Below are 14,620 nucleotides of genomic sequence, written 5' to 3'. Positions count from 1 at the left end.
ATATTCTTTTTCCATTCGGTGAATTCGGCTTAAGTTAAGATAGCCTCCTTGTCGGCGGCATGGTAAATTAATCTTATGGCCGAGACCCCTGAGGGTCGGCGGAAGAAGCGAGAGAACGGAGTGAGTCCATGAAATCTGTAATTGGTTGGGGTTTTATCGGAGCAGGCGGAATTACGAAGCGGGTTATGAACGACTTCAAGGAATTGAGCGATGCTAAATTGGTCGCTGTGTTTTCCCGTACGGAAGCTAATGCGGTGCAGTTAGCGCTGCCTTACGGTGCAAAGGCTTACACCGACTGCGAAGCCATGATCCGGAACCCGGAAGTGGATGCCATCTATGTCGCCACACCGCACCATCTCCATATGGAACATGCTTGTTTGGCACTTGAATTAGGCAAGCCGGTGTTATGCGAGAAGCCGTTCGCTCCGAATGCCGCGCAGGTTCGGAAGATGGTTGAGAAAGCGAGAAAAACCGGAACGTACCTTATGGAAGCGATGTGGACCCGATTCTTTCCGGTATCGCGCAAGGTCATGCAATGGGTTTCGGACGGAGCTATCGGAGACGTGCATTACTTAACGGCGGACTTCGGATTCTCTGCTGCGGAGAACCCTCAATCGCGCCTGTTCAATCCCGATATGGCCGGGGGCAGTCTGCTCGATGTCGGCGTTTACGCAGTCTCCTACGCCTCGATGGTTTTCGGCTCCAAGCCCGTCGAGGTGCTCAGTCGTTCCCGCTCCACTTCTACTGGAGTGGATGCCCGAATGGCATGCTTGCTGGAATATGAGAACGGACAGATGGCTTCGCTCTTCTCTTCCATCTCGACTTCGACGCCGCAAGAGGTTCGCATCATCGGAACCAAGGGCCATATTGAAGTTCCGCGGTTCTGGTCCCCTAGAGAAGCCAGATTGATCATAGGAGATCGGCTTGAGGACACAATCAAGGATGAACGGATCGGGGAAGGATTCGGCTATGAATTTACAGCCGTACATGAAGACTTGCGGGCAGGCCGGAAGGAGAACGCCTTGATCACGCTCGACGAATCGATCGCGGTCGCCGAGACGCTGGATACCTTAAGAGCCCAGTGGGGGCTTGTCTATCCGTTCGAGGGGTAGCTGTCGTATTTGGGGACCGTTGTATAGGTTATTCTTAAATTTCCTGCATTATCCTGCCCGTAAGGAGAACAGGCTGCCAAATAATATTCGGCAGCCTGTTCTTCGTTGTTCTATCGTGTCCCGTTAGTTCAATAACCCTTAATATTATAGTCGCTTAAATTTGAAGTGATCGAGTAATGCATAGAAGAATCGGAGCGTGTCTTCCTGAGAAGAAATTTTATCTTCATACACTTCGTAGAAAGCATTTGCCTGCGCATGAGTTTTATCTAAGTTCCCTCCATAAAATCCATAAACAGCCCGCGCAAGCGTCCAAGCAAATGAGGAGCAATTAAGGTGTCTCTTTTTAGTCGGCTTACCCGCAGTCGTTTTCCAAGCCCAGACTTCCGTTAAAGCAATTAATGCCATTTCGGGAGTTTCGGCACTGAATTTTGGACCAAATCCTTCCTCTACCCCAATCACTTTAACTTCTTTCAAACCGATCGTTTTACCCAAGGTTACAATTAAGTCCTTTCGCATTAAGTCCCGAATCGTTCGGAAATGAACATTCGAAACGTAGAACATATCATTTTTCCAGAACCATAAATCATCCTCATCTTCAATATCCCAAAAATCAATTGTAAGTACCTCATCTAACTGTTTCTGAGTTAACTCCGGCAGTTCCTTATTAATATGTTCTATTGTCGTAAACTCTGGTATTTCTCTATAGTAACAAACCCCGTCCTTACAACCGTAGACTATTGTACATCCCGTATCTTCGTACATCATTGTTTCTTCAAAATCAGCTGGTGCGACTTCCTTTACATATTGAACGAATGATTGTGCTGCCAGTATAGTATGGGAATCTATCCGGTGCCCCCCAATTGCGAGACCACTGGGGCCTTCATAAACAGTAAACTCATAGGATTGTCCCGCATCGTCCGTTGCTATAATGACATACTGATACGCATTTTCTGAATTTGAAGTTTTATAATCGGGCTGCCCAAACAAAGTCAATAATGAGCCTCTAAATTGGGCTTTCTCTTCTCCAAAATGAATTTCTGGAGAGAAAACCTTCGAACTTCCAAGCATACTATTCCGATTCTTACTTACACAAAACTGATACATTATATAGAATTCCTTTCTATTGGACATACGCCTTACCTACTTCCATACTACGTAAAAATGGAATAGACAGCAATAATATGGTTCGATATGACATCTTTAATAACTCGTTATCTTTGTAACTAAACTGCCCGTTAGCTTAACAAAATGAGTATGCTGCCGCAGCCTGCTCAACAATAGCCTGTTATTAGACTATCGTTCCCAGAAAGGAAAACAATTCAGGCTTACTGCCTTTACGTGAAGCTTGTTTTTGATTAGATCATCAACCACTCACATCAACATCCCGGCAACAAAAAAAGCTGCCCCTAAGTCATCAAAATGACTGAGGAACAGCTTGATTAGATAAGCAAATTATTCTTTATTGTACATATCGTACAGCATGACTGCCCCTTCAGCTCTAGTCAAAGTAGCTATTGGATGAACATAGGCGCCGTCTCCTTTAACAATTCCACTATGGACAAGTGCAGCTATACGATCTAGTGCGTATGAAGCAATTTCTCCTTTATCGACAAAACGATTCAGATCAGAAGCAGATCCGTCAACGATCGGTTTGCCAGCGACCTTCATCGCCTTATGAAGCAGTACAAGCGCATCTTGCCTGGATATCGGCTGCAACGGGTTGAATTTGCCATCTCCCGTGCCGGTAGTGATTCCTAGCTTCTTGGCAATTGCTACTTCCTTATAATAATAGGCGGAAGCAGGAATATCGGAGAAGTTCGTCTCGATACCATCAGCCTTCAGCTCAAGCGCCCGCACGAGAAGCGCAACAAAATCAGCTCTCGTTATCGTTTCTTTCGGGGCAAATGCGTTTTCCGATGTTCCGTTGATGATTCCTTTGGATGCCATTACTTCAATTTGTTTTTTCGCCCATGATAGGCCACCGATGTCATTGAATGTTTTGTGGACGAACACTACCGCATATTTACTGAAGTGGTTCGTCATAAACGTAACCATACCAGTTACCGGATCATATTTGCCACTAGGTACCGATACGGCTTTACCTGTGCTGTCGATGTACCATACAACAATATGCTCTGGATCGGCTAATTCTTCCGCCGTAGGCTTATAAGCGATCGATACTTTCACCGGAGCTTTCGGATTGCTCCAAGCAACCGTTTTCCCATCGATTTTGACACTAAGCTCGATAACTGGATGATTACCGAGTTGCGTCTTCACAGCAGGATCCAATGATGATATATCCCCAGCAGCTATAGACAGCGCAATGCTATTTACACCCGTCAAATCCATGGAATTCAGCATAGTAGCTGGAGCACTAATTGTTCCGAATTCTGTGGAAAGCTCAATCCTCGTCTTGACATCATTCGAGGCAATTGCCTCTTTCGGAAGCTCGATGACATAGGATTTTGCACCATCTGCTTTCCTAACGTCAATTTTGATGACTTTGACGCCAGCTGCATCTGTTGAAGCTATTTCAACTGCCTTATTCCAGTCCGTAATGACAACGGCTCCTTTCGCTTCACCAGTTGCTGCATCTACCTTCGTCACAACCAAGTTGATTGAACCTTTTTCTACAATCACTGTAGGTGGCGTTACCGAAGGGTAGTATGGATACGGATTCTCTGGATCTGGCTTTACTGGATCAGGCTTAACCGTAATTGTACTTGACGCGGTAAGATGATTGCCTTCCCCCGCCGTTACCGTGATGATGGCCGTTCCTACACCAATCGCAGTAACATTTCCATTCCCATCGACGGTAGCAACACGCTCGTCACTGCTACTCCATTGAACCGGAGTATTGACCGCATCTGCTGGTGTAAATACCGCTGTCAGCTTTAACTTTGCATGAATAAGAAGTTCTGCTGATGGCGGGTTCACCGTTACACCAGTTGCCACAGGATTGTTTACCGTCAATACTATCGGTTCTGTCGCATCCTTCTCATTGTACAGTTCAAATTCGGAGATGGCGTAGCGGTCGGTCTCATCCAAGTTCGCAGCCCAAAGTAATATATAAATACCTTTTAATCCGTTATATTCATGTCCTTCGTGCTCGTAAATTTCCTTGTAATCAGGCAAATCGATCGTTACCCGTTCATAAGTATCCGGGCTGTCCGTTTCCCACGTTAGGTAGACGCTAGATTTGGTCTTTTGCCATTCCTCCCCATCTTCTGTCGTCGAAATATCCAGCACCTTCAATCCTTGATGTTGTGCTTTATTAACGACCAAAGTTAGTTTATTGAAATCTTTGAGATCATCACTATTCCACTGCAACATAAGCCGATGCGGAGGATCAAATTCACCTTTTCCGTTTAATATTGGCATGCTTTGGAAATACGTATTATCGTCACCATCGATCATCTTAAGCGGTGAATGCTCGCTCTTGTTGTCGTAATCGGTGGCACTCCAATCACGTCCATGATCGTTGTATGTTGCATTGACCACCGTCGCTTCAAGTGCAATATTCTTATTGCGTTTCACCGTAATGGTGTACGTCTTGATTGTTACTCCGTCTTTAGCAGTAACGACGATATGGATTTTGCTGTTACCCATCGGTACCTTGGCCGTAACCCATTGACTTGCAGTAACTGCAATGTCGTTGATCTTCATCGTACTGTCAGCTTTACTCATTGTAGGTTTCAATGTTAGGGTGTCCGCGCCCTGAGCGATGTTAATCGTATACTCGGTTTTACTGCTATTAAAATCAATATTCGTACTACCGTCGTTCACCAGCAGCGCTGACAACGACGCATCACTGTCTGGACTCGTCACCTTAATCGTACTTGAAGAAGTAAGAATGCCGCCTTCCCCTGCTGTTGCCGTTATGATCGCCGTTCCCACGCTAATGGCGGTAACCATGCCGCTTCCGTTAACGGTTGCAACACGCTCGTCACTGCTGCTCCACTGAACGGAATTGTTGGTCGCATTTACCGGTTCAAACACAGCGGTCAACTTCGTCGTTCCGTGAATAAGGAGTTCGGCAGACGGCGGGTTCACCTTCACCCCAATTGCCGGAATGTCAGATACCGACAATTCTACTGGTTCCGTCGCATCCTTATCATTGTAGAGTTCCATCTCGGATATGGCATAACGTTTGTCTTCATTCAAGTTGGCTTTCCACAGCAGTATATAAATGCCTCTTATACCTTTGTAATCAGGCCCATAGAACGCCTTATAATCAGCCAAATCAATCGTAATACGTTCGTACTCATCCTCGCTATCGGTCTGCCAAGTTAATTTGCTCGAATTTAACTCATCCCAAGTTTTTCCGTCCTCGGTTGTCGTAATGTCCAGAACCGTTAATCCTTGCCGCTGTGCTTTGTTGACAACGACTACAAGTTTATTGAAGTCCTGAAGATTATTCTCATCCCATTCCAGCAAAATCTTATGAGCCGGATTAAATTCACCTTTTGGGTTTAACTCTTCTATTCTCGCGCTTTGGAAATATGTTTCGACTTTGCCATCAATCATCGCAGACGGTAAATTCGCACCCTCTGTGTAATCATTCGTATTAATATTCCAATTCGTACCGTGTTCCGTAAAAGTCGCACGAGCGGCTTTCGCTTCAAGCGCAACGTTCTTGTTGCGTTTCACCGTAACGGTATACGTTTTTGACGTGATTCCGTCAACCGCGTTCGTAACGAATACGATCTTGCTGTTGCCCAGTGGAACTTTGGCTGTAATCAATTGGCCGCTGTTCACCTTCGTACCATTTACTTCTATTGTTCCTTTGCTGTTCTTCAACCGAGGCTGCAGTGTCATAGTATCCACGCTTGCATTAAGGGTGAATGTATAATCCAACTTATTGCTGTTAAAAGAAAGATCCGCGCTTCCTCCATTGACGATTAACTCCGACATCGATGCTTCACTAGATGCATCGAGCACCGTAATTGAGCTAGTCCCTGTGAAGCTCCCGTCAACGGTCGTAGCCGTAATCGTAGCCTTACCTGGCGCAACAGCAGTTACATTACCCGTCTGATCCACACTTGCAATTGTCTCGTCGCTGCTTGACCACACATACGCTTTATTCGTTGCATAATCCGGGATAATGGATGCTGTCAGTTTCACTGAATCCTCGCTATTAAGCGTAACATCCGCAGGACTTACCGTGATCCCTGTGACCGGTATCTCCATTGATGACACCGTAACCTCAATCCTAGCCATTTTGTTACCATCGACAGTTGTAGCTGTTATGAAAGCTTTCCCTCCAGCTACAGCCGTAATATTGCCGTTTGCATCAACTTTCGCGATGCTCTCGTTGGAGGAACTCCACTCCACGCCCTTTTCCGTCGCGGTAGCAGGTGACACAACCGGGCTTAGAGCGCTAGTCTCGCCTGGATTGAGCTCTAACATACTAGGTAGGCTGGCTGACTCCAAAGCTACGTAACTAGGGTTGACCTTCGTTTTGTCTAACTGGAACAAATCCGCCACGCCGCCATTCAGCGTTACGTTCAGCTGATAACGGTTACCGCCGAGAGATTTAAGCGAAACCGTCTCCAGCTTGCCTGTTTCTCTGCTCACTCTTTTAATAGCATCTGGCGTATATTTAGCCAAATTCAGCTCAACCGTTATGGTTTGTTTCGTCTCAGCGCCTGATCCGTGCTGCTGATCCGGCAGGAGTCCGTTTCCTGTCGTCAATCCGTTCATAACCATAAAGTATTCCATATCCGTTGATCCGAAGAATGATTGCGTATCCGGAAGCGGCTCAAAAAATCCGATAAGTGCATCGCCATTTAGTCCGTTATTTTCTGTGCCGTTATTTTTGACAGTCATGTTTCTTAAGTAAGGGTGCCTAAGCCTGTTAAATTTATTAAGTACAGGTGTTTCTTTCGGTGTTTTATTGTTTACAACTGCCCCGCTTGCATCCTTATATTGACCAGGTACCCTAAATACATCCGTACTGTTCAATCTCACCAGATGCGGTCCTAGGTTTTTAATTTGGCGGGCCATTTCTGCATACTGATAATATTGCGGCGTAGGCTTCCTATCTTTATCAAAGAATAAGAAATACCTGCTATCATATTCCCAGCGGAACATACTCAGCCATTTCCCACCCAGCGTTAGTGTTGCAAAAGGTATACCGTACAATTGTGACTCTGTAATAATATACGGACCAACATCAGCCGGTTCCTGCCCTGTCTTGAAGCCTAGCAAATATTGACCAAAAGCAATCGGGCTTTGGCCTGTTCTATCATAACCTCCCAAGGCGATCGTTCGTTGATCATTAATATTGTTAAGTACGGTTGTGAACAGATTGTTATCCGTACCTCCCATCGAAAACATATAGTCATCAAAAGTGAGCAAATCAGGTTCTGCCGTTTTTATGTACGTTTCGAAGCTATCTCTCTGCCACTGACGTGACTGCTGATTGCTATGGGCAAGTACATTCGGATATAACTGATGACTCAGCTTGAACCAATCCGTGAATGTCTTCAAAATATCCTCGCTATACGATTCTTCATCCCCAAACGAGATCGTAATTAAGTTGTTTACATTCGCTGCTTGATCTGGGGTGAGAAACCCATTCTTATCGCTATCTTTGGGACTACCGCCCAAACCGTCGCCCATTGCGCCTTTAACAAGTGACCATTGCGCATCTGGTAAAGCTTTATGGAAACTTTTGTTGTAAAGAGGCCATTCGTAATAAGTAGCCGTTGTAAAATTACTACCTTTCCATTCTTCTGGCGTTGCGAATGGTCTACCCATTTCCTCCGTAGGCATCCATGTCTGCATTTGCAGCCCTCTATCAATCAATACCCGACTTGCGCGAGACAGCGTCTTGGGTGGGAGCACCTTGACGGTCCGCACTTTAGTTGCACGATCTCCCCGACTGCTCGACACCGTATATTTAATGGTATAAATACCACCCTTACTCGTGTCGACATGGCCTGTCTTTTGGATACTAGCTGTTAGGTCGCCGTCTACAGCATCAGTCGCTGTCGCTCCGGCTTCAACATATGCCTCATTGGTAGACAGCGTCATCTCTGCGCTGCCACTGAGCGTAATCGCCGGCCAGACCAGTCCTGGCGCTTGCTGCATTTGCTTATCCGTCAATGCCCGGTCATACAATTGAACCTCATCGATATATCCAGGCCACGCATTAGATGAATCCGGGAATGTATCCGCACCGAGTCGGATTTCCCCTGTATTCGAGTCCATCTGTGTATTGTCTGTCGTCATGTCCAAGGCGCCATTGACGTACAACTTCACTGTTCCGCTATCACGCACAAGCGCGACATGGTACCACTTTTTCGGTTCGATTGGAGTTGTTCCAATTGTAGCTACTCCGCCGAGTGATGATTCCATACGACCATCGGGTCTGCGCTTCAGCAAGGTTGTGTTGCTTCCCCCTTGCTGCTGTACCAGCACCACGTCCCGGTTCGTATATGTAGAGTCGAAATTAACAAGCATGCTCAATGAGAAATCGCTGCCTGTATTGATTAAGTTATGATTCGGTATCGTAGCATAGCTGTCATACCCGTTAAGCAGTAAACCTTTACCGAATTTCCCGCTTCCCAGTGCAGCCTTCGTAACTACAATATCATTGTTCAAGAAGGTGTCAGGCGTTACACCTCCAACCATACTATCAAACTTCCATTCCCCTACTAATCCTAAATCAGCAGGAGCCGTATTGGCTTCATCCGCTAATACAACGCCATTCGGTACAACAAGGCAGAGCAATAGAGATATAACTGTCATCATGCTTATCCACTTTTTGTTTCTTAAGCACAACATCTCGTTCCTCCTCAGATATAAGTTAAGCGCTTAACCTAACATAATAAAAAAAGTCCTTATCTTATGCACCAAAATGCATTATAGGACAACCTTTGCTTGAAACTGAACATGCAGCCTCTTTTTCTCACCTCTCCCTGAAAGCTGTGGCCTTTCCGAGGCAGGTTGCAATGTACCTCTCCAGAGAACTCACAGATTCCTCATTACCGAAAATTGGGGAAGCATTTGGAGGACGTGATCATTTAAAATGGAGGAAGCATTAAAATGCCCCTCCATTTATTGAACAAAATAATTAGTCCTTTTTTTGAGTCAACTCAATGATCTTTATTAGGAGCGTGAGCAATGCAAGGATCTCCAGAAAGCTCATGCTATCTCCTCCGATCCTGATAAGATGACTCTTCATCCGGACCTCCATCTCCCATGAGGAGTATTCTGTTCTGTATAAGGTTATTCAGGCTTATCAGAAATTAGAATACGAGCTCATCCAGATAAACCTAACTGGCTTATTAGCCTATTAGACTAGAAAAGTGCAGTCGGTCATACCGGCGTGACTATCGTAGTGTCTTTATTGAGATAAAGTGTCCCGTTAGCAAAATGAGAATGCCGCCACAGCCAGGCTCTCGTCCCCCGATAGGACAACAATCCAGACTTACTGTCTTTACGTGAAGGTCAACTCTTTAAAAAAGTTAAGAACCAACATAGTTATTCGTTTTATATCACTTTATAAATGTATCGCACATCCATTTATAAAATTTTTCCTTCTCTTCAAATTGCGGATAATGAGCTGACTCCTCGAAAGAAATGAACTCCTTGTGATCCGCTTCAATCCTATCAAAATAATTTTTGGCTGCATTAGATGATGTCATAGCGTCGTATTTACCCATTACAAAATAAAATGGTAAATCAAGTTTGGTAACGATCTTAGATAGCGGCTTATCAAGAACCTCTTTTACAAGCGGTGCTTGTGTCTTAAATCCACTGGTATAGCGAATTAAATCTAACAAATTATATTCACGACTTAATAGTATCCCTAATATATTGCCATCCGGCATATTGATAAGTCTTGTAGCGCCGCCGTACTTCCCTACATAATCTCTTGGAGCCACTGCCTCTCCTTTATAAATATTTTCAGCGATCCCCTCTAAGTACTTCACATCTTCTGTATTTCCGGCTTTTTTCGCTTCACTTATTGTATAATTCCAATTATCTATTTCACTTTCTTGCATATTACCCAGTTGACCAATCCCAATATAGGTTTCATATTTTTCTGGTGCTTTATAAGCAGCCATTGTTCCTAAATATGTACCGTAAGAATGACTTAATAAGATCACTTTCTCTTTACCTAATCGTTTCGAAATATAATCGGTAAGTTCTAATAAATCATCTACAAGTACATCTGCCGTTAAATTAGAATAATCCTCATTAAAATGATATGATTTACCGCTTCCTCTTTGATCGTAATTAACGATAGTGAAATCCTTTTCTAACAAGTCCTCGTACTTAGCTGCATAAGGAATTTCGGAACAAGCCGGTCCCCCGTGTACAGAAATAATAACCGGGTTATTTAGATCACGGCCTCTAATCATGATTTGCTGCTTGGTGCCATTGATCTCAACTTGTTCTAAGACACTAATACTGTTATCCCCTTTTATATTCGAAGTCCATGTGGGCCTGAAAAGTGCGATTACCAGTATTATAATAATGAATACACCGACATATCCGACATATTTTATGAATCTCTTTAAATTTTTCATCTAATCCCTCCTTACTCAATACTCTACAATTGAAAAGTAATATACTGTAGTGCCGGTAAGTCATTTTTAAGTCATAAATATAGAACGACAAATTATGACCTTTAGCTAAAAATAAGGAGCTGCAATCAAAAAAGAGCGTAAACAAAGTCGAATTAACTTCATTTACACTCTCTTACTTTAATGTTTCTTATCTTCTATAAGACTCTCTTCCATGGCTTTAATAATAGCGGAAGATCTGTTTTTTACATTCAATTTCGAATAAATGGTAGAAACATAATTTTTCACAGTTCCCATGGAAAGAAACATTTTTTCTGAAATATCTTTATTGGACAATCCTTGGGTTAAACATTTTAGAACTTTTATTTCTTGATGATATAAATCATACGGATGATTCATAGCGTTATGGTTTTGATCCGAATTTTGATTCGAGTTTTGATCCGATTGTGAGTTATTATTTAATTGTATCTGACCAAACACTTCTTTTGCTAATTGCTGAGGAATGAGGGAACCTCCGTAATACACCATTTTAATTCCCTGAACTAAATATTCTGGATCAACCGCCTTTAATATATAACCCTCTGCACCAGCATTTAAGGCATTCAAAACGTGGGTAACGTCTTGAAAAGTAGTAAGGATGATCACTTTTATATTGGGCCAACGTTTTTTTATTTCTTCTGTTGCCTTAACCCCATCCATCACCGGCATTTGAATATCCATTAAAAGAATATCGAGGTTTTCCCTTTCGCATAAAGCAATTGCCTCTTCTCCATTTTCTGCAGTTCCAACAATCTCAATGTCAGAAATATTTTCAATCACAATTTTTAAACTTTTTCTTAGAATCTCTTGATCTTCAACGATTGCCGCTTTAATCATGATCATTAAACTTCCTTTGCCTTAGGTATGTTACACGTGATCCTCATACCATTATTCAATTTAGAATCAAAGTTAACCGTACCCGCTAATGCCGATATTCGATCTTTCATGGAGCGTAAGCCAAATCCTAAATTTAATTTATGACAACCATTTCCATTATCTTCGATAAGAACGATCAATTCTTCTTGTTCAATCGAAATATTTACTTTAATAAAAGTAGCCTGACCATGTCTTTTCGCATTTGTAAGTCCTTCTTGGATACAACGAATAATGGCAAACTTTACTCTTTCACTGACTTTGGTCGCTTCCCCTTTGACATTCAGTTGTATATCTGTTGATGTATGTTTCATAAAATCAGCAATCAATTCTTGCACTGATTCAACTAGTGTCTGATGGTCCGTTGGAGACATATGGTGAATTGTCTTTCTCACATCGTTCAAGCCATTCCGTGCTAAATCTGAAATCTCTTTTATACTTTTTTCTGCTTCTTTTTGATCTGCCCGATAGAGAAAAGGAAGGGCATCTAAGCTTGTTATGACCGATGTGAAAATATGACCTACCGTATCATGCAAGTCTTGCGAAACTCTATTTCGTTCTTCCTTTATCGTCAGTTCCTCAATCTTTTTTGAGTAATATTCCAAATCCTTATTTTTTTCCTCTATAGAAGCAATTAACTCTTTATTAGCTTTGTTGACAATGGTCATCCTTCCTAAACAAAACCCAATACCATAAAAAATAGTTGTGTCTATGAAGGGTTTAAAGAAATCCTGATTAGTGAAGAGACTGCCAGCCCATGTACTAGCTATTACGGCGAAAGGTCCTAACCAAATTAATGGCTTAACTTGACAAGCATAAGCAAGAGTAAGGATAGGCACGAGTAAAAAGCTGTAAGTCACTGATATATCATACTGACTCGATAAGTAAATAAACAAAGAACCCGTTAACAACACCTCAGCCATTAAATAATATTGGAATTTAATAAGCCCAGGTCGATAAAATAGATGGGGGATTATATAAGAACAACTAGCCCATAAAAGTAAAATCCACTTTTCTGAACCAATCGTACTACTAAATATCGCGTATCCATTAAATGTAAACCATACCGTACGCATGAGAAATAGAAAATAGTCGGGCCAATGCCACTTTCTTTGATCACTCATTTTCGAATCATGCCTGGAGATGATAAATGTAACTGCATTATGAACCTTACTCCCCTTTTGTGAATTTTGTATTTTCCTATGTTAATGCCTAATAAATCAAACCCAATGAAGTGTTTCAATATCAACTAAAGGATATAACTCTTTTTGAGGATTTGTCTATACTTTAAGGGAATAGGTCATTTTATTAGAGACCCAGGCGCAGGAAAAAACGGTTTCCATGATTACAATAACATCATCCATTCCTTTTGATTAAAGTTAGTTTACAACTTAGAGTTAGCTCTAATTCAAGTTAATAAAAAACCTGCACCGATAATAACGGAATGAGAAATGTTACATCTTTCTTTCAATTCTACAAAAGATGTCTTATGAAAATAAAGTCAATTGAAAATTCGGCAATATCAGATACGCCAGCCTCCTCATTTCATCTCAACTTCCAGTTTAGGTTAATTCGGCTAAAGGCAAAGTTTTTTGAAATCATGCTACGTTCACTATTCGGTTCGGTACAACTGACCGCATGCCGCATTAATGTCCGATTCGAATTGTGACGCCGCCGGGCCAGACAAGAACATATACCGTTCATGTAGCAATAACCGAGATACCTGTAATATTCGTTCGACCTTTTAAACGACAAAAGTTGCCGGATCCGACGCCGGCAGTATTGAACTATCCTGCCGTTACTTCAATGCGAAAGGGAGCAGCTGCCCGTAGCGGTCTGCTCCCTGGTTGTTTGAACTATCGTTTCCCGATAGCTGAATTAAATTTTTTGATTGGAGAACAGTGCCTCTTTAGCGGTAGCTCATTTTACAATAACAAGTTAATCTTGCACTTCGATAACAAATACGTAGCTTGAACTACCTTCAGAAATTCTCTTTTCCTTATCTTTTAGCCAAGTTGCAGAAAGAGAATAGTAATAAGCACCTTTTTCTTCAGGAACCTGAAAGGAGTTTTCACTTATTGTTTCTTGAGAATGTGCGCCATTATGAAATTTGGAAAGGCATCTCAGTCGGCTGTTTTCCTTCAAACTTAAACTTAATAGTTGCATTCGCAATTACTGTTTCTTTTTCCTTATCCCTAAGCATTTCTCCTGGAGTTATATAATCGGCACATTCGCTTCCCCAACAGTATGAGCTTTGATACACCTGAATGGATTCTCCATTAACGTTGACTTCTGGCTGAGGAGGAGTATTACCTAATTGTGGTTCCGAAAAGCATTCATCTGACCTGCAAGCACTCAATAGTACGATAGAGAATACAATCGGCAATATTTTTCGAAGCATCGAACCCCTCCCTTTAATAACGTAGACGAAAAATGATTACATATGTTCCACTTGTTTTCACAAGGAAATTAAACTATCCTGCCCGTTAGATTAATGCTACTTCTTAGTTTGAATCATTTATTCAAGTTATAGTTTCCCTGACCCCTGAAGTTGTTACCGTGAGTTTTGTCCTACTGAAATTTTAATTACACCGATGACTTTTGAGTTACATTAAACTCCAGAACACTGACGTCGTGATTTAAAATAATCTAGTAAATCTTGACATAGCAATTGAAGTTCATCAATTTCAACTTTCTTTTTTATTACTAGTAGCTCCAATGTAAAACCGCTTTCACCAATGTTACAATTCAACAACTTATAAAGTTTAATATTTTTATCTTGATAGGCATATGTCCATTGACTAACAAAAGGTTTGATACTGACTTTGTCAAACTCATCTAGTTCTTTATTCAATTTCACTTCAATTACTAAGAAAGTGTTTTTTACAATCTCAAAATCAGTTTGGTATAAATTTTAGTGATATCTTCCCATTTAGCCATTTGAATACACTCCTTTTAAAAGGCAAGGGACATTCTTTTACCAGCTATAGGTTTCTCGATGTTTTTTCTCATATTAGCGGAGAATACGGCTATTGCGTTATCCTGCCAGTTAGCTTA

Annotated in this window: 8 protein-coding genes and 1 pseudogene; 2 read left to right on the top strand and 7 right to left on the bottom strand. The window is 42.1% G+C overall.

Features of this window, described 5'->3' with window-relative positions; translation table 11 throughout:
• The first annotated feature begins 128 nt into the window (after window positions 1-128).
• The gene (locus GCU39_RS08005) at window positions 129-1,112 is read left to right on the top strand and encodes a Gfo/Idh/MocA family protein (protein ID WP_152393028.1); all 984 of its coding nucleotides are present in this window, start codon (window positions 129-131) and stop codon (window positions 1,110-1,112) included.
• Window positions 1,113-1,256: 144 nt separating this feature from the next.
• Here the strand turns inward: GCU39_RS08005 and GCU39_RS08000 are convergent, their stop codons facing one another.
• Window positions 1,257-2,180: a hypothetical protein gene (locus tag GCU39_RS08000; protein ID WP_193726821.1), complete on the bottom strand. Its 924-nt coding sequence runs from the start codon at window positions 2,178-2,180 to the stop codon at window positions 1,257-1,259.
• Window positions 2,181-2,564: 384 nt separating this feature from the next.
• Window positions 2,565-8,870 (bottom strand): Ig-like domain-containing protein, encoded by a 6,306-nt coding sequence (locus GCU39_RS07995; protein WP_193726820.1) that lies wholly within the window; start codon window positions 8,868-8,870, stop codon window positions 2,565-2,567.
• Between the two features lie 170 nt (window positions 8,871-9,040).
• Between GCU39_RS07995 and GCU39_RS07990 the strand changes: the two are divergent.
• Window positions 9,041-9,142: pseudogene (locus GCU39_RS07990) on the top strand (helix-turn-helix domain-containing protein); the annotation flags it as partial.
• Window positions 9,143-9,616: 474 nt separating this feature from the next.
• Here GCU39_RS07990 and GCU39_RS07985 read toward each other — a convergent pair.
• The 5 genes from GCU39_RS07985 to GCU39_RS07965 form a co-directional block, all read right to left on the bottom strand.
• Complete coding sequence (locus tag GCU39_RS07985) at window positions 9,617-10,654, bottom strand: alpha/beta hydrolase (RefSeq protein WP_152393025.1); 1,038 nt, start codon at window positions 10,652-10,654, stop codon at window positions 9,617-9,619.
• Between the two features lie 177 nt (window positions 10,655-10,831).
• Entirely contained in the window at window positions 10,832-11,527 is a 696-nt protein-coding gene (locus GCU39_RS07980) for a response regulator transcription factor (RefSeq protein WP_227793483.1), read from the bottom strand.
• A gap of 5 nt (window positions 11,528-11,532) precedes the next feature.
• Entirely contained in the window at window positions 11,533-12,639 is a 1,107-nt protein-coding gene (locus GCU39_RS07975; RefSeq protein WP_193726819.1) for a sensor histidine kinase, read from the bottom strand.
• 1,025 nt (window positions 12,640-13,664) lie between these two features.
• The gene (locus GCU39_RS07970) at window positions 13,665-13,964 is read right to left on the bottom strand and encodes a hypothetical protein (RefSeq protein ID WP_152393022.1); all 300 of its coding nucleotides are present in this window, start codon (window positions 13,962-13,964) and stop codon (window positions 13,665-13,667) included.
• A gap of 210 nt (window positions 13,965-14,174) precedes the next feature.
• Window positions 14,175-14,417 (bottom strand): hypothetical protein, encoded by a 243-nt coding sequence (locus GCU39_RS07965; RefSeq protein WP_152393021.1) that lies wholly within the window; start codon window positions 14,415-14,417, stop codon window positions 14,175-14,177.
• Window positions 14,418-14,620: the final 203 nt, after the last annotated feature.

It is taken from the genome of Paenibacillus guangzhouensis, assembly GCF_009363075.1.
In the GTDB taxonomy this organism is placed as follows: Bacteria; Bacillota; Bacilli; order Paenibacillales; family Paenibacillaceae; genus Paenibacillus_K; species Paenibacillus_K guangzhouensis.
This window is presented reverse-complemented; position numbering and strand designations above follow the sequence as displayed.